General features: G+C 70.7%; 14 protein-coding genes. 6 read left to right on the top strand and 8 right to left on the bottom strand.

Annotation, left to right across the window (positions count from 1 at the left end; genetic code table 11):
* Positions 1–89: 89 nt before the first annotated feature.
* The 6 genes from ITX44_RS24440 to ITX44_RS24415 all read right to left on the bottom strand — a co-directional run bounded on the left by ITX44_RS24440 (position 90) and on the right by ITX44_RS24415 (position 6844).
* Positions 90–1217 (bottom strand): sugar ABC transporter substrate-binding protein, encoded by a 1128-nt coding sequence (locus ITX44_RS24440; protein ID WP_205359490.1) that lies wholly within the window; start codon positions 1215–1217, stop codon positions 90–92.
* Between the two features lie 362 nt (positions 1218–1579).
* On the bottom strand, positions 1580–2410 hold the full coding sequence (locus ITX44_RS24435) for a M55 family metallopeptidase (protein WP_205359489.1): 831 nt from the start codon (positions 2408–2410) through the stop codon (positions 1580–1582).
* The gene (locus ITX44_RS24430) at positions 2407–3354 is read right to left on the bottom strand and encodes a glycosylasparaginase (protein WP_205359488.1); all 948 of its coding nucleotides are present in this window, start codon (positions 3352–3354) and stop codon (positions 2407–2409) included. Before ITX44_RS24430 ends, ITX44_RS24435 begins: the two co-directional genes overlap by 4 nt.
* A gap of 237 nt (positions 3355–3591) precedes the next feature.
* Positions 3592–5109 carry a glycerol kinase GlpK gene (gene glpK, locus ITX44_RS24425; RefSeq protein WP_205359487.1) on the bottom strand — a complete coding sequence of 506 codons (1518 nt, stop codon included), beginning with the start codon at positions 5107–5109 and terminating at the stop codon, positions 3592–3594.
* A gap of 117 nt (positions 5110–5226) precedes the next feature.
* Positions 5227–6093, bottom strand: a complete 867-nt coding sequence (locus ITX44_RS24420) for an MIP/aquaporin family protein (protein ID WP_205359486.1) — start codon at positions 6091–6093, stop codon at positions 5227–5229.
* A 223-nt stretch (positions 6094–6316) separates the two neighbouring features.
* The gene (locus tag ITX44_RS24415; RefSeq protein ID WP_205359485.1) at positions 6317–6844 is read right to left on the bottom strand and encodes a GNAT family N-acetyltransferase; all 528 of its coding nucleotides are present in this window, start codon (positions 6842–6844) and stop codon (positions 6317–6319) included.
* Between the two features lie 345 nt (positions 6845–7189).
* Here ITX44_RS24415 and ITX44_RS24410 point away from each other — a divergent pair, with 345 nt between their 5' ends.
* The 6 genes from ITX44_RS24410 to ITX44_RS24385 all read left to right on the top strand — a co-directional run bounded on the left by ITX44_RS24410 (position 7190) and on the right by ITX44_RS24385 (position 13783).
* The gene (locus tag ITX44_RS24410; RefSeq protein WP_205359484.1) at positions 7190–8002 is read left to right on the top strand and encodes an SCO2525 family SAM-dependent methyltransferase; all 813 of its coding nucleotides are present in this window, start codon (positions 7190–7192) and stop codon (positions 8000–8002) included.
* Between the two features lie 103 nt (positions 8003–8105).
* Positions 8106–9947 carry an SCO2524 family protein gene (locus tag ITX44_RS24405; RefSeq protein WP_205359483.1) on the top strand — a complete coding sequence of 614 codons (1842 nt, stop codon included), beginning with the start codon at positions 8106–8108 and terminating at the stop codon, positions 9945–9947.
* A gap of 4 nt (positions 9948–9951) precedes the next feature.
* The gene (locus ITX44_RS24400; protein WP_205359482.1) at positions 9952–10869 is read left to right on the top strand and encodes an SCO2523 family variant P-loop protein; all 918 of its coding nucleotides are present in this window, start codon (positions 9952–9954) and stop codon (positions 10867–10869) included.
* Positions 10866–11828: an SCO2522 family protein gene (locus ITX44_RS24395; protein WP_205359481.1), complete on the top strand. Its 963-nt coding sequence runs from the start codon at positions 10866–10868 to the stop codon at positions 11826–11828. Before ITX44_RS24400 ends, ITX44_RS24395 begins: the two co-directional genes overlap by 4 nt.
* A 1-nt stretch (position 11829) precedes the next feature.
* On the top strand, positions 11830–12801 hold the full coding sequence (locus ITX44_RS24390) for an SCO2521 family protein (protein ID WP_205359480.1): 972 nt from the start codon (positions 11830–11832) through the stop codon (positions 12799–12801).
* A 40-nt stretch (positions 12802–12841) separates the two neighbouring features.
* The gene (locus ITX44_RS24385; protein WP_205359479.1) at positions 12842–13783 is read left to right on the top strand and encodes a hypothetical protein; all 942 of its coding nucleotides are present in this window, start codon (positions 12842–12844) and stop codon (positions 13781–13783) included.
* Positions 13784–13897: 114 nt separating this feature from the next.
* Here the strand turns inward: ITX44_RS24385 and pntB are convergent, their stop codons facing one another.
* Both pntB and ITX44_RS24375 read right to left on the bottom strand, forming a co-directional pair.
* Positions 13898–15370, bottom strand: a complete 1473-nt coding sequence (gene pntB, locus ITX44_RS24380) for a Re/Si-specific NAD(P)(+) transhydrogenase subunit beta (RefSeq protein WP_205359478.1) — start codon at positions 15368–15370, stop codon at positions 13898–13900.
* A gap of 6 nt (positions 15371–15376) precedes the next feature.
* The gene (locus ITX44_RS24375; protein WP_205359477.1) at positions 15377–16939 is read right to left on the bottom strand and encodes a Re/Si-specific NAD(P)(+) transhydrogenase subunit alpha; all 1563 of its coding nucleotides are present in this window, start codon (positions 16937–16939) and stop codon (positions 15377–15379) included.
* Positions 16940–17032: the final 93 nt, after the last annotated feature.

Genomic DNA, 17032 nt, shown 5'->3' with positions numbered 1-17032 from the left:
TGATGTGAGACGAGACGACGCCGGCCGGATCCGCGTGACCCGGCCGGCGTCGGCTGTTTCGGCTCGGCTCCGAGAGCCGCAGGAGCCGGCTACTGGATGCCGTTGTCCTTGCAGAGCTGGGCGTACTGGCCGGTGCAGACCTGCCCGACGCTGTACATGCCGTCCTTGATGACGGTGTCCTTGATGTTGGACTTGGTCACCGAGATGGCGGTGAGCAGCTTGGCGGGCACCTGCTGACCGGAGCCGCTGGTGGCGGAGTTGGTCGCGACCGACGTGAAGTCCTTGCCCTGGAGCAGGTCCACCGCGATCTCGGCGGTGGCGTCGGCCTCCGGCTTGTACGCCTTGTAGACCGTGGCGGTCTGCTGGCCGGCCAGGATCCGCTGGATCGCCGCCAGTTCCGCGTCCTGTCCGGTCAGCGGCACGTTGATGCCCGCGCCCTTCAGGGCGGTGGCGATACCGCCGGCCATGGTGTCGTTGGCCGAGTACACCGCCGCGATGTTGTTCTTGCCCAGCTGGGTGATCGCCGCGGTCACCTTCTGGTTGGCGACGGTGTCCTTCCACAGCCCGGACTGCTCGTAGGCGATCTTCACCTTGCCGTCCAGCACCTTGTGCGCACCGGCCTTGAACTGCGCCGCGTTGGGGTCGGCGTCGTCACCGTTGATCATGACGATCTTCGCGTTCGGGTTGGCCTTCGCGCCGAGCGCGTCCAGCAGCGCCTGCCCCTGGAGCTCGCCGACCTTCTCGTTGTCGTAGCTCACGTACGCCGAGACCGGGCCCTGCGCGAGACGGTCGTACGCGACGACCTTGATGCCCTTGTCGACCGCCGCCTGCACGGAGGACTTGATGCCGACCGCGTCCTGCGCGTCCAGGATCAGGACCTTCACGCCCTTGGTGATCATGCTGTTGACCTGCTGGGCCTGCTTGGAGGCGTCACCGGCGGCGTTGTCGTAGGTCACCGTGCAGCTGGGGCACAGTTCCTTGATCTTCGCCTCCATCAGCGGCTTGTCGAACTGCTCGTACCGGGCGGTGACCGTGTCGGGCAGCAGCAGACCGATGCTCTGGTTGCCCCCGCCGCCGCCGGAGTTGCTGCTGGAGCTGGTACCGGAGCTCGGGGAGCTGTCCGATTTCGAGCCGCCGGTCTTTCCGCACGCGCCCATCGTGAGTGCCAAGGACACCACGGCAGTTCCCACGAGCAACCCGCGCTTGATCCCGTTCATGGAACGTCGCCTCCCGGACAGGGCCGCCACACCGCGGCCCAGGTGCCGGTGAGTCAACCGGCCACCATGACGGTTCGTCAATAAGTGAACGCAAATTGACAGTTGAAGCGAGACCATCCGGTGCGAGCCGCCCAGAGCGCGCTTTCAGTCCGCCCGCGCGGTGGTGCTCACCCGGCTCATCGTCAACATGTGAACTCCGGATCCGAGTATCGGGCGCGCCTTTTCGCCAAAGACGGACGAAGGGCGGGCGAGTTTTGCGGCATACGAAAGCCGGGCGCGGCACAAAGGCCGCGCCCGGCTTCAGGGCTCGTCGCTCGGGGCGGTGTTCCCGTGGGGGTAACGGTGTTCCCCGCCGGGTACGCCTACTCGGCGATGCCCCGGGTGAGGATCACCATGGTGACGAACGTGCGGTACAGCCGGATCGGATCGGTGTCCGTGATGCGGACGGTCACCGGGTCGTCCGGGTCGGCCTCGACCCCGCTGATCCAGGTGGCCATCTCCGCCAGATCCGGGTTGCGCAGCCGTACGGTCAGCGTGGCCGGCAGCTCGATCGCCGGCAGGGCCGCCGACGGCAGCGACTCCACCGCCCGGCGGGCCGCCTCCCGGATCACCTCCCGGGCCTGGAACGGGTGCATGCTGTCGGCGGCGAACCGCGACACCGACGACTTCACCACCGCCGGCACCACCGCCGGGCAGAACGGCTCGGCCTCCGCGGCCGTCGTCTCGTCCCCGGTGATCAGCAGCACCGGCACCCCGTGACCCAGCGCCACCAGCGCGTTGATCCCGCTCTCCCCGGCCGGCACGCCGTTCAGCCGTACCTCCGCGATCGCCACCGGGTTGTACGTGTGCGACAGCGTGGCCCGCGGACCGGCCATCGAGCCGTGATAGGAGACGTAGAAGATGCCGTCGAAGGACGAGTCCAGGCCCTGCATCATGTAGAGCGGCTTGTGCCGCCCGGACAAGTAGCGGGCCCGGCCCGCCAGTTCGGCCGGGCGCAGGTTGGCCATCGTGGAGTGCGAGTCGTTGACCAGGAACTCGTCCGCGCCGCCCGCGATCGCGCCCTCGATCGCCGCGTTGACCTCGGCCTGGAGCAGCGTGCGGTAGTGCTCGTACTCGCTCTGGCCGGGGCGGCACTGCGCCCAGTCCACCACACCCGCCGTGCCCTCCATGTCGGAGGAGAGGAAGATCTTCACAGCACCACCCGGGGACGGAACTCGGGCTCCGTGGACGACTCCGTCATCAGCGCGTACACGCTTCCCTCCTGGCCGGCCGCGCCGCCGTGCCGCCCGTCCGGGGTGAGCGCCAGCGCCCGCAGTTCGGAGCGGTAGTCGTCGGGCAGGGTGGCCGCGTCGGCCAGCGCCGCCCGGCACGCCTGCGCCGGATCCTGCCCGGCGGCCATCAGGTCGACCACGGTCCGCGCCGTGCCGCCGCGCATGCTCAGCTCGCCCCGGCCGGTGCAGGCCGCGCCCCCGGCCCGCAGGTCGCACCAGTTGCCCGCGCCCGGCAGCGCCGAATCGCCCACCCGGCCCGGGTACTTGTACGGGAAGCCCGAGGTGGACACGCCCACGCACATCTCGCCCGAGGCGTCCAGCGCGATGATGTTGATGGTGCCCCACGGCCCGTCGTGCGGGGCGAGCCGGCGGATGAGCTCCAGCGCGCTGCTACGGTAGCGCCGGTCGCCCTCGGTGGCCCCGGTGTTCTCGCCCTCCACCGCCTCGCGGGAGTCGGCGACCTGCTTGCGCCACTGCTCGCGGGAGGCGTCGGTGAGCAGGTCGGCGGTGGTGAAGCCGCACTCCTTGGCGAACAGCGCCGCGCCCTCGCCGACCAGCAGGCTGTGCTGCGGCAGCTTCTCCAGCACCGCGCGGGCCACCGATATCGGGTTGGGGTAGTCGCGCAGCGCGGCCACCGCGCCGAACTGCCGCCCCGAGCCGAGCATCAGCGACGCGTCCAGCTCCACCACGCCCTGCGCGTTGGGCAGGCCCGCGGTCCCGACGTAATGGTCGGCCGGATTGTCCTCGCAGCGGCGCATCGCCGCCTCCACCGCGTCCAGTGCCGAGCCGCCGCGGCGCAGGATGTCCATCCCCGCCGGAAGACCTATTTCACTGCGCTCACTGCCGATGATCACCGCGCCCGGCATGCCGCTCCCGTCCTCGTCGCCCGTCCCCGCCTGCGGTATCCGGACACGGGTGTCCGAATACGTGTATGGCGCAGTCTGGCACTCGGACCCCCTCCACGGATACCCCCGCCCCCTCCCGCGGGGTGCGGAAGGGGGCGGGGGCGGTGGCGTACGGGGTGGAGGAGCGGCGTACGGGGCCGGTCCGCGGTCGGTCCGCGGGCGGTCCGCGAACGGCGGGGGCGGCGTGGCCGGGTGCGGCTAGTCGACCTCCACCCAGTTCAAGGTGCGCTCCACCGCCTTCTTCCAGCCGGCGAAGCCGTGGTCGCGCTGCTCGTCGGACCACTGCGGCTCCCAGCGGCGCGACTCGTGCCAGTGCTCGCGCAGCTCGTCGGTGTCCGCCCAGAAGCCGACCGCCAGGCCCGCCGCGTAGGCCGCGCCGAGCGCGGTGGTCTCGGCCACCACCGGGCGGCTGACCGGGACGCCGAGGATGTCGGCCTGCGTCTGCATGCACAGGTCGTTGGCGGTGACCCCGCCGTCCACCTTGAGCACGTCCAGGTGGACCCCGGAGTCCTGCTCCATGGCCTCCACCACGTCCTTGCTCTGGTAGCAGATCGACTCCAGCGTCGCCCGCGCCAGGTGGCCGTTGGTGTGGTAGCGGGCCAGGCCCACGATCGCGCCGCGGGCGTCGGACCGCCAGTAGGGCGCGAACAGGCCGGAGAAGGCCGGCACGAAGTAGACGCCCTCGCTGCCCTCCACCGTACGGGCCAGCCGTTCGCTCTCCGCCGCGTCGGTGATGGCGTGCATCTGGTCGCGCAGCCACTGCACCGCCGCGCCGGTGACGGCGATCGACCCCTCCAGGGCGTAGATCGCCGGCGCGTCGCCGAACTTGTAGGCGACCGTGGTGATCAGCCCGTGCTCGGAACGCACGGCCTCCTCACCGGTGTTCAGCAGCAGGAAGTTGCCGGTGCCGTAGGTGTTCTTCGCCTCGCCGACGGCGAAGCAGACCTGGCCGACGGTGGCCGCCTGCTGGTCGCCCAGCACCCCGGTGATGGGCACTTCGGTGCGGGTCGGCCGGGTGGTGCGGCTGCGGCCGAACGCCTCCGGGTCGGAGGAGGGGTGGATCGTCGGCAGCATCGCCCGCGGGATGCCGAAGATCTCCAGGAGCTCGTCGTCCCAGTCCAGCGTCTCCAGGTCCATCAGCATGGTGCGGCTGGCGTTGGTGACGTCGGTGGCGTGAATGCCGCCGTTGGGGCCGCCGGTGAGGTTCCACAGCACCCACGAGTCGGTGGTGCCGAACACCGCGTTGCCCTGCTCGGCGGCCTCCCGTACCCCGTCGACGTTCTCCAGGATCCACTTGATCTTGCCCCCGGAGAAGTACGTGGCCGGCGGCAGGCCGGCCCGGCGGCGGATCAGGTCGCCGTGGCCGTCGCGCTCCAGCGCCGAGGCGATCCGGTCGGTGCGGGTGTCCTGCCAGACGATCGCGTTGCCGTACGGCTGCCCGTTGCGCGGGTCCCACACCACCGTGGTCTCCCGCTGGTTGGTGATGCCGATGGCCGCGAGGTCGGCGGCGGAGATGCCGGCCGAGCGGATCGCGTTCTGGATGGCCACGTTGGTCCGCTCCCAGATCTCCACCGGGTCGTGCTCCACCCAGCCGGGACGCGGCAGGTACTGGGTGTGCTCCAGTTGGTGCTTGGCCACTTCGTTGCCGTCGTGGTCGAAGATCATGAAACGGCTGCTGGTGGTCCCCTGGTCCACCGCGCCGACGAAGTCCGGCATGGCTTCCTGCCTCTCGTGGGGGACTGTCCTCTCGGCTGGGGGGACGGTCGGTGTCGGTGCCGGACCGCCCGGGCGGGCGGTCCGGCCTCCTCGCGTCGTCAGACTCGTCAGGGGGTGTCAGGCCTCTTCCGGGGCCGGTACGCGACCGGGCGGCTCGGGTTCGGCTCGGGGCAGGAAGTTGCCGACGAACAGCTTGTACAGGGCCGCTCCGACCAGGCCGCCGAGCAGCGGCGCGACAACCGGCACCCACCAGTAGAGATTGCCCCATTGATCTCGCCAGGCGGTGTTGTAGCCGGTGGCGTAACTGGCCAGCCGCGGCCCGAAGTCACGGGCCGGGTTGATCGCGTACCCGGCGTCGGTGCCCCACGCCATGCCGATCGCCACCACGACCAGGCCGATGATCCAGGGCGCCAGGTTGGCCCGCGGCGGGTTGTTCAGCACATCGGTGAGGGCGAAGATCAGCAGCATCAGGATCGCGGTACCGATGATCTGGTCGCGGAAGGCGCCCCATTCGTGCACCCCGGCCGCCGGGTTGCCGTTGCCGGGCAGGGTGGAGAACACGAACTGCGTCTTGATGGTGTGCCCCGGGTCGGCGTGCCCCAGCACCTCGGTGTAGTTCCAGCGCACGAGCAGGGCGGCCACGAAGGCGCCGAGGAACTGGGCGATCCAGTACGGCAGGACCTTTCGCCAGGAGAACCCCTTGAACGCCGCCAGCGCCAGGGTCACCGCGGGGTTGAGATGGCCACCGCTGAGCCGGGCAGCCGTGTACACGCCGAGCGTGACGCCGATGCCCCAGGCCCAGGCGATGGAGTCGTGGTTGCCCAGTCCGCCGGGGGGACTGGTCAGCGCGCCGCCGGCCACCACCTGGGCGACCACGCCGACGCCGAACAGGATGAGGATCATCGTCCCCGCGAACTCGGCCGAGAGTTCGCCGATCAGTCCGCCGAATCTGGGCTCGGACCTTCGGTCTCGTTCCTCCGCCATGAGTACCCGCTTCCCGCCGGCCGTCCTCCGGCCGGCTGAGGCTGTTTCGGCTGCACTGCTCCTTCCCACGGAACCATGCACAAAGGGGCAATGCCCGTGCGGTTACTCCGATGGAGGGAAGGAACAAGAAGGTGGCCCGGGAAGGGGAATCCGGGCCGCAGGGGGCCGGGAGGGGAGGCCCGGGGAGCCCGTGGGCACGGACCCGGGCACACGGCCCCGCGACTCAGACCAGCGTCAGTTCCATGACCAGCCGGTCCGCGTCCGGGCCGAAGTAGCCCTTGCGGTGCCCGACGGGCCGGAAGCCCAGTGACGCGTACAGATCGATGGCGGTGGCGTTGCCCGGCTCGACGGTCAGGCAGACCGCCGGTACGCCGTGCGCGCGCAGCCGCCGCAGCGACTCCGCCATCAGCCGGCGGCCCAGGCCCTGCCCGCGCCGTCGCGGATCGATGGCCAGGCCCAGGATCCAGCCCTCGCGGTCGGCGTTCACCCCGGCCATCACGTAGCCGTGGAAGCCGCGGCCGTCGTCCAGCACGAACAGGTCGGCGTGGAAGAGGTCGTAGAGCTGGCGGAGGGCGAAATAGGGATAGGCGTGCTCCTTGAAGATCTCACGGTCCAGCCGGTGCAATTCCGGCAGGTCCTCCTCGCCGGCCGGTCTCAGCCGCAGCGGCAGTCCGTCCGCGGTGACGAACAGCGGGGCTGCGACGGGCAGACCGGCCGGACGGCCGCCGGTGCCGGGAAGGGGAGTAGTCATGCCGTTGATTCCGCTCCTTCCGTTCGGTTCGGACAGGTGGCTCGCAGTGGATATGCCATCGGCAATGCGATCCGTTCGAGTGAATTCGCGGTACGGTGTCGTAGCGCGGTGGTACGTGAACTGGTGGCGCAGTTGTGCCTTCCGATCCTGCTGTACCCTGGCAGTCACGGATCAGAACAGCATCACCCCGTGCGAACACGTCCTTCAAGGCAGGATCCGCACTCAATCGGGCAGACGCCCCAGCGCGCCCCTCGTGCGCCCTGCGAACCCGTGACGCGCAGTTGTGCTCCCCGCCCCTTGTGCCAGTGGGTCCGAAGGACCCCTTCCAGGCTCTATCCTTGGACGATGGATCAGAGATCGCATGATGTCGCCCTTGGCGACCCACCCCGGACCAGGCACGAGTTGAATGCGGACGCGCCCTGGGACTCATTCGACCCGGCCGCTTATGTCGATCACAATTACCGGCTCCTGCGGTCGGACGACGAAGAGATCCTGATCGCCGTCCGGGATCATTTCAGCGATCACTTCCGCTCCGCCTCCACTGCTTCCGCGGGCCCCCGCCGCGGAATCGACGTGGGAGCGGGCGCGAACCTCTACCCCGCCCTCGCCATGCTCCCGTGGTGCGACGAGATCACCCTCCTCGAGCGCTCGGCCGCCAATGTGCAGTACCTGCACGCCCAGCGCTCGGACTACGACAGCAACTGGAATCCGTTCTGGGACGTCCTCACGAAGGAGGGCGCGTACCGCGATCTCGCCGAGGACCCGCGCGCCCGCTTCAAAAGGACCGTCGAGATCAGGGAGGGAAATCTCTTCGATCTCGACCCGGACCGGGAACAGTGGTCGATGGGGACGATGTTCTTCGTCGCGGAGTCGATGTCCACTTCGTACGAGGAGTTCCGGACAGGTGTGGAGCGCTTTTTGCGCGCCCTCGAGCCGGGGGCTCCCTATGCGGCCGCCTTCATGGAAGGATCGGTCGGATACGAGGTCGGCAGTCACCGTTTCCCGGCGTGCAGTGTCGGGGAGACCGAAGTAGGGGAGGCATTGACTCCGTTGTCCGAGGGAAAGATCGTACTGCGTTCCATCGGCATGCCGGACGGACCGCTCCGCCCGGGTTACGAGGGAATGATCGTCGCCTGCGGACGCCGCAGTTCCGAATAACCCGGTCGCGGTGCCCCGTTCGCCCCGGGCCGCCGATTCGCCGGACACCGACCAATGATTCACGAGTTCGTCGCACGAGCACCTGACCGAGAGGTGTGGGGGGATGCAGATCAAGCCGCGGCAACACCTGCTGGAAGTGTGGCAGGCGATATCACGCCATTCCTTCACGGACGGTGAATGGGAATGGGGCCGCACCGGCGGCCTCAGCAGCGTGGCCGACGCCGAACGACTGCTGTGCCTGATGTATCCGGCCACCGAAATCCCGGCGTTCCGGCTCGACGAGCCGGACACCACCGAACGCGATGTGCAGACCGCGCTGAAGAACGCCGGCGGGCGGCTGGAGATCCCGGCCAAGATCGTCGGCATCCTCGCCGATTTCATGCGCACCCACACCACGGACGACAAGCGGCCCAGCTTCTCCGGCGGCCACTACTTCAGCCCGCGCGACCCGGAGCACGTCCTGACCGAGGAACAGCGCGCCCTGGGCGTCGTGGACTCCTTCTCCATGTCGATCACGCTGTCGCTGGCCACCCTCGGCTTCCTCAAGGTCTACGAGACCAAGACCCGCCGGGGCGAGATCCGCGCCCTGATCGACGAACTCAGGGCCGCCACCGAGACCCGGCTGACCGCCGCCATGGTGAGCATGCTGCGCTCCTTCTCGGTCAACGTCTTCGACCCGGAGGAGCCGCAGGGCCGCACCCTGTGCAAGCTGCTCGGCCAGGGCCAGGCCTCCGACCGGGTGGTCCTGCAGCAGTTCCAGCGCCGCTTCCGGTCACTGCGCTCCATCATCGGCGACAGCCTGGTGCTCGGCGTCGACGTCGCCGACCGGCTGCGCGACGAGAACCAGCTCTTCGAGTGCGGCTGGTCCTGGAGCCTGGTCAAGGACGCCCCGCTGGTGGAGACCACCGCGGACATCGGACCGCAGCCCGACGGCATCGCCCGGTCCGTCCCCTATCTCTACTTCACGGTGGTCGCCCTCGACGGCATCCAGGACCTGTTCTCCGACCGGACCCTGACCCTGGGCCTGCTCAATGCCGAACAGCAGCGGCTGGCCGACGCGTTACGCCTGCGGTGGGAGATCACCCAGCAGTACTGGTCCGGCATCGCCCGGTTCGGGGACGGCGCCTGGCCGCTGGAGGACATCCCCTGGCGCACCACCGGACAGCGGCAGGAATCGGAGTACTTCTCCCTGTCGGTGGCCGCCATCCTCGTGCAGGACCTGGTCCGCCGGCGGGCCACCGACGACGACCTCACCCGTACCGTCGCCGTCATGGAACGGCTGGCCGAACGCGCCCGCGTCACCAGCCGGATGACGCTGCGGGACGGCGCCGTCCAGTTGCACAGCCCCGGCATCAAGCTCCCCCTCCAGGGCAGCGACGCCGCCGGCCCGCCCATGATGTGGACGATGGGCGACTTCTCGGCCCAGTTGCTCAAACGCACCATCCAGCTGTGCGCGCTGTCCCGGAACCCGTCCTCGCACGACCGGCTGCTGCGGCTGGCCGAGGACATCTTCGACCACGTCTGGCGGCGCCGCATCCGCGAGGGCGAGGGCACCGGCCTGTGGGACAACCCGGGCGCCCTGTACCCCGACACGACGATGGGGGACGCCAGGCTGACCTGGAGCACGACCGAGCGCGTCACCGAGTGCATGGTGGCCGCCCGCGGGCTCTACATCCAGCCGCCCATCCGCAGCGCCGAACTCGCCTCCCTGGCCTCCGCACTGCTCAGCGAGGCCACCCACCTGCTGGGCAGCGAACAGCTCGAACCCACCTCGCACCAGGAGGGATCGCGCGGCACCACCCTCACCGGCGTGGAGGTGAAGCTGCGCCGGGCCCGCGAGATCATCGACCGCCAGCCCGGCACCGCCGCCGCGCTCACCCTGGAGATCCTCGGCGAGCTCGACACCCTGGCGCTGGCCCGGCAGACCGCCTCCCGGGGGGTGTGAGCACGTGCTCGTCTTCGCCGCCTCCGACAAGGGAGGCACCGGCCGCTCGGTCACCAGCGCCAACGTCGCCTTTCGCCGCGCCCTCGCCGGTGACGACGTGGCCTACGTCGACTTCGACTTCGGCTCACCGACCGCCGCCGCGGTCTTCGACGTGCCCGAGGCCATGGGCGGCGTCGAGTCCGGCGGCCTCCACACCTACCTGCGGGGCAAGGCCGCCGAGCCGGTCCGGGTCGACGTGTGGGCCGAGACCGAGCACGAGGTACTGCGCGACCGGCCCACCGGCGCCGGCAACCTGGTGCTGCTGCCGGGCGACCGCAGCGGCGGCGAGTTCGCCGTCGGCAAGGACGTCCTGCGCCGCTGCACCGACCTCTTCCTGCGGCTGAACTCCGAGTTCGACATAGTGGTGGTCGACCTCAGCGCGGGGCGCAGCTTCGCGATGGACATGGCGCTGGAGGTCACCTCCCTGCCGGAGCTGCGCGGGGTCGGCTCCCGCTGGCTGGTCTACCACCGCTGGACCCGGCAGCACGTGATCGCCGCCTCCGGGCTGGTCTTCGGCAGCCGCGGCATCCTCGCCGGCGGTGTGGCCCGCGGCCACGACGAGGAGGACCTGGCCAACCGGATCCGCTTCGTGCGCGCCGCGGTGCCCGACCCCGAGGCCGCGCCCTGGGCGATGGTGCCGCCCGCCCAGTCGGCGTGGATGCGCAAGTGCGACCAGGACCTCAACGAACTGGCCGCGCAGCGCAACGTCGGCTACACCCGCATGCTCGGCTCCATCCCGCTCGAACCCGTCCTGCAATGGCGCGAGCAGCTCATCACCGACGAGGACGTGCTCTCCAGCCGGGTCGCCAACATGGAGACACTCCAGGCGCTCAAGGACCTGGCGCAGGCGCTGGACGACGACGAGGCATGGGGGCCGGCATGACCGACGCCGCCGTCTACCGCGAGACCACCGCCCAGCCGCGCACCCAGTCCGTTCCGCTCGCCCATGTCTCCCTGGAACTCGGCCACTTGTACATGGAGGACTTCGAGGGCGGCGCGGACCGGCTGGCCGAGCACTTCGCCCGGGTCCGGCCGTGGGCCGACGCGGTGCACGCCATGGCCGCGGTCGAGGCGCGCCGGCCCCGGGTGAGCACCTGTTTCCTCATCGACGACTACTTCACCCGCTTCTCCACCCCCGCCGAACTCGTGCCGATGGTGCTGGCCCAGGCAGAGAAGGCCGGGCTCACCATCGACTACCTGGCCCGCGAGTCGGCCTGCGCGGTCGCCGACGGCACCGCGGTCGCCGAGGCCGTCGAGAGCCGGCTGGTCGACTCGCCGGCCCCGGGCAGCGACGGCTCCCGCCCGCCGGCCCGGGAGACCGGCTGGCTGGCCAACGGCGAACGCGCCCCGGGCCTGGAGACCGCACTCGAGGCGATGGCCCACGTGGCGCCCTGGCAGCCGCCGCGCGAGACCGGCGCCCGCCGCCACTCGGTCTTCCTGGACGTCGAGCTGTGGGACGAGAAGGACGGCCGGCGCACCTGGTCCTGCCCTTTCCTGGCCGCGGTGTGGCAGCTGGCCCGGCTCGGCCTGCTCCGCCACCTCGGCGAGCCGGTGCTCAGCCCCCGCAGCTGGCCGGAGGCGCCTTTTCCCCGGGACTGGGACGACCTGCCGCCGGTGATCCAGCTCAACCCGGCAGCCGCGCCCTTCGCCGCGTACCGCACCTGGTCCGCGCTGCCCACCCGCTTCCTGCCGATCGAGCACGCCGTCCGCGTCCTGCTCGACCAGATCGAGGCCGACCCGCAGGCGATGCGGCAGGCCGCCGACCGCGCGGCCGGCGAGGGCCTGCCGCTGCCGGACGAGATCCCCGAGCGCATCTCCTACGTCTTCTACCCGGGGACCTGAGATGACCGCGTGGGGGCGGGCCGCGGATCCGGTGCTGATCTGCGGCGAGGTCCGCACCGGCCTGCTGCAGCACAGCGAGTCCCTGCCCGCCCGCGCCGTCGCGGACCTGCTGCGGTTACGCCCCGACGAGCGGGTACGGATCTCCGAGCGCCCCAACGGCTACGCGGTCTCGCCCGAGGTGCTGACCGGCGTGGACTGCCGGCTCCCGGCGGCCGGCGGCGCCCGTACCCGCGTGGTCGGCACCGTCGCCGCCCGGGCGGTCGTCACCGAGGGACGGATGCTCCAGGCCACCGCGAGCATCGTGGTGGCCGGCCCCGGCCCCGACGTCCGCCACCCCTGGAGCCACTACCTGGCCCGTCCCGGCGTGGTCGAACCCCTCGGGAAACTGCCCGAGCGCGCCGTCGCGGACGGCCTGCTCGCCGGCCGGGCCCGCCCCGGCGAACTCGACCTCGGGGCGGTCGCCGAACGCCTGCTGGCCCGGGTGGCCCGGCACCGCGCCCTGGACCAGCGGGCCCCCTTCAAGTCCCGGCGCACCCGGCTGCGCTGGGTGGCCCTGCGCGCACTGGACGGCGAGGGCCCCTCCCTCGACAGCTTCACCCTCGCCGAGGACGGCCTGCGCACCGTCGAACTGCGGCTGCCCGCCCGGGTGTCACCGGCGGCCGCCGCGGCACTGTGCGAGGACCTCGCCCTGCACGACTGGCTGCTGACCACCCTGGTCCGGATGGTCGAACGCAGCCGGCTCGGCTCGGCCGACGCACCCGAGGCCGTACTGTCCCTGCGGCCCGCCGTCGACCATCTGCTGCATCTGTGGATGCCGACCGCACATGTGGACCGGACCCTGGCCCCGCTGTGGGACGTACTGGAGCGGGAACCGGGATTCACCCGGCAATGGCAGACCCTGGTCCAGCGCATCCGGGACCAACTGGCTCTGCAGGCCATCACCTTGCGCCGGGACGCCCTGACCGCCCACTGACGGGCGTACCCGCGTGATCCCATCGGGGGGAGAAGACACCATGGAAGGAACGTCAACCGGGGGGATTCCCGCGGCTGTTCACCCCACGCCGCCGCGTTTTCCGCCGTTCCTGCTCAAGACCCTCTTCACAGCGGTCGTCGGCGGCGTCACCTACGCCCTGACCAACATCGCCAACCAGCCCGAGGTGTGGAAGCTGACCGCCTCCATCTTCCTGGGCGGCGCGGCCCTCATCGTCCAGTACATGGTCGACTTCGAGGGCCGTCTCGGCTCCGTCGAGGACACCCTCGCGGAGCACAACGCCGAGATGAAGGAACTCGTCGCCCGCGGCTTCGCCCGGATCAACGAGGTCACCGAACTCTTCGGCCTGGTCGACCGGTCCACGCTGCAGACCGAGAAGGTCACCAAGCTGCTGCTCAGCGCAACCGAGGCGGGGTCGGGGGCGCCGCCGATCATGCAGTCGTTCATCAGCAAGCAGATCACCGGCCTCACCGACCTGATGGAGGCCCTGACCCGCAAGCTCGTCGACTACGAGGGCGAGGACCACGACTGGATCGTGGCTCTGACCCAATGCGCCAACAACACCATCGACGCCACCAGCACACCCGTGGACCGCGGCTTCTGGACCAGCGAACTGGGTCAGCGCTATCTGCGGGCCCAGCGCGACGCCATCAAGGAGCGCCAGGTGCGCATCCGCCGGCTGTTCATCGTGCGCACCCCGGAGGACAACGGGCCGGAGCTGGGGCAGCTCTGCGACGACCAGCAGAGTCTGGGCATCGAGGTCCGGGTGCTGGTGCTGTCGGAACTGTCGCCCATCGTGCGGATGGACGAGACCCTCGACTTCATCGTCTTCGACGACTCGATGTCCTACGAGATCGCCGCGGACCTGCGGGACGTCAACACCAGAACGGTGATGGACTGGCGGCCGGACCGGGTGGCCCGGCGCGCCCAGCGGTTCGCGGCCCTGTGGGAGGCGGGGGAGTAGGCCGGCGGGCGCGCCATAGGAAGCCCCGTACGAAGCCCCGTACGAAGGCCGTACGGAGATGCGTAGGCCCCCGCCCGGGCCGGGCGGGGGCCTACGCACGTGCGAGGAGCCGGCTCAGGCCGGTGTCGGCTGCTGGGAGGGGCGGGCGCCCTGGCCGACGGCGGAGGGGGTGCCCGGGGCGGTCAGGGAGCGCAGGATCGCCTCTACGCTCTGCTTGGCGTCGCCGAAGAGCATGCGGCTGTTGTCCCGGAAGAACAGCGGGTTCTGCACGCCGGCGTAGCCCGAGGCCATGGACCGCTTGAAGACGATGACGTTCTCCGCCTCCCAGACCCGCAGCACCGGCATGCCGGCGATGGGGCTGGTGGGGTCCTCGGTAGCGGCCGGGTTGACCGTGTCGTTGGCGCCGATGACCAGGACCACCGAGGTGTCGCCGAAGTCGTCGTTGATCTCGTCCATCTCCAGGACGATGTCGTACGGCACCTTCGCCTCGGCCAGCAGCACGTTCATGTGGCCGGGCAGCCGGCCGGCCACCGGGTGCACGCCGAACCGGACCTCCACGCCGCGCTCGCGCAGTGTCCGGGTCAGTTCGGCCACCGGGTGCTGGGCCTGCGCGACCGCCATCCCGTACCCGGGGGTGATGATCACCGACCGCGCCTCGCCGAGCAGTTCGGCCACCTCGTCCGCGCTCGCCTCGCGGTGCTCGCCCTGCTCGGTGTCGCCGCCGGACGGCGCCTCGATGCCGAAGCCGCCGGCGATCACCGAGATGAAGGAGCGGTTCATCGCCTTGCACATGATGTACGACAGGTACGCACCCGAGGAGCCCACCAGCGCGCCGGTGACGATGAGCAGGTTGTTGTTGAGCAGGAAGCCGGCCGCCGCCGCTGCCCAGCCGGAGTAGCTGTTGAGCATCGAGACCACGACCGGCATGTCGCCGCCGCCGATGGAGGCGACCAGGTGCCAGCCGAGGGCCAGCGCCAGCACGGTGACCGCGATCATCAGCGCCAGGTTCGGGCTGACCGTGAACCACACGGTCAGGGCGACGAATGCGGCCAGTGCGCCCAGGTTCAGCGCGTTCTTGCCGGGCAGCATCAGCGGCCGCGACTTGATCCGGGCCGACAGCTTCAGGAAGGCGATGATCGAGCCGGTGAAGGTGACCGCGCCGATGAAGATGCCGATGAACACCTCGGCGTGGTGGATGCGCAGCAGGTCGTGGGCGATCCGGGTCTGCGCCGCGCCGTGCGACTCGACCTCGTAGTAGCTGTTCCAGCCGACCAGCACCGCCGCCAGGCCGACGAAGCTGTGCAGGACGGCGATGAGTTCGGGCATCTGCGTCATCTCGACCTGGCGGGCCCGCCACAGGCCGGCCGCACCGCCGATCACCATCATGACGACGATCAGGGCGACGGAGCCGCCCGAGATGTCCCGGCCCGCCACGATGACGGTGGCGACCAGCGCCAGTGCCATGCCGCCGATCCCGTAGACCACCCCCGCGCGCGAGGTGCGGTGCTGGGACAGCCCGGCGAGGCTGAAGATGAACAGCAGGGCCGCGACGATGTCGGCGGCCTGCGTGGCCGTGGTAGACGTCATCGGACCTCAGCCTTTCGAGAACATGCCGAGCATGCGGCGGGTGACGGCGAATCCTCCGAAGATGTTCACGCTGGTCAGCAGGATCGCGATGGACGACAGCACGGTCACCGCCACCCGGTCGTGGCCGATCTGCAGCAGCGCGCCGATCACCACGATCCCGGAGATCGCGTTGGTGACCGACATCAGCGGGGTGTGCAGGGCGTGGTGCACCTTGCCGATGACGTAGTAGCCGATCACCACGGCCAGCGCGAACACCGTGAAGTTCTCGGCGAGTTGTGTGGGGGAGAAGGCGATCAGCAGGAACATCGCGGCCATGCCCAGCCCGATCAGGCCGAGTCGGGCGGCGGGGCTCAGCCGCGGCTTCTTCGGCTCCGGGGGCGCGGCCGGCACGGCGGCCGGCTGCTGGGCGGGCGCCGCCGAGACCTGTACGGGCGGCGGCGGCCAGGTCGTCTCGCCGTCGCGCACGACCGTCACCGAGCGCTGCACCACGTCGTCGAAGTCCAGCGTGAGCCGCCCGTCGTTGCCGGGCGTGAGCAGCTTCAGCAGGTTGACCAGATTGGTGCCGTAGAGCTGGGACGCCTGGGCCGGCAGCCGGCCGGCCAGGTCGGTGTAGCCGATGATCGTCACCCCGTTGTCGGTGACGACGGCCTTGCCGGTGACCGTGCCCTCGACGTTGCCGCCCTGGGCCGCGGCCATGTCCACGATCACGCTGCCCGGCTTCATGGACGCCACGTCGGCCGCGGTGACCAGCCGGGGCGCCGGGCGGCCCGGGATCAGCGCGGTGGTGACGATGATGTCCACGTCCGCGGCCTGCTCGGTGTAGATCTCCGCGGCGCGCCGGTCGTAGGCCTCCGAGGTGGCCCGGGCGTAGCCGTCGGTGCTGGCCTCCTGCTCGACCTCGACGGCCAGGAACTCCCCGCCGAGCGAGCGCACCTGGTCGGCGACCTCGGCCCGCGGGTCGGTGGCCCGTACCACCGCGCCCAGGCTGCTGGCCGCGCCGATGGCCGCGAGGCCGGCCACGCCCGCACCGGCCACCAGCACCTTGGCCGGCGGCACCTTGCCGGCCGCGGTGACCTGGCCGGTGAAGAAGCGGCCGAAGACGTGGGCGGCCTCGATCACCGCCCGGTAGCCGGCGATGTTGGCCATGGAGCTGAGCACGTCCATCGACTGGGCGCGCGAGATGCGGGGCACCGCGTCCATGGCCAGTACGGTGATCGGCCGGGTCGACAGTTCGGCCACCAGCTCCGGGTTGAGCGCCGGGGCGATCAGGCCGATCAGGGTGGCGCCCTCGGGCAGCCGGATGATCTCCTCGGTGGACGGCGCGTTCACTTTCAGTACGACGTCCGCCTGCCAGGCGTCGCCGATCAGTGCGCCGGCCTGCGCGTACGCCTCGTCCGTGAAGCCCGACGCGGCGCCCGCCTCGGACTCCACGACGACTTCGTAGCCGAGTTTCCGCAGCTGGCGGACGGTGGCCGGGGTGGCCGCGACCCGGGTCTCGCCGACCGCGGACTCCGCGACCACGCCGATCCGCTGTGCCGCGCGGACGGTCTGTGGCGGTGATTCAGACATCGCTCTCCCTCTCACCCGATGACGGCGGACCGCACGGGGGGACGGGACGGTTAGCGCGGTCCTGGGCGCATGCGCACGACATTGCTGGAGCCT

Origin of the sequence: Actinacidiphila acididurans (assembly GCF_016918855.1) — a bacterium.
Classification (GTDB): Bacteria; Actinomycetota; Actinomycetes; order Streptomycetales; family Streptomycetaceae; genus Actinacidiphila; species Actinacidiphila acididurans.
This window is presented reverse-complemented; position numbering and strand designations above follow the sequence as displayed.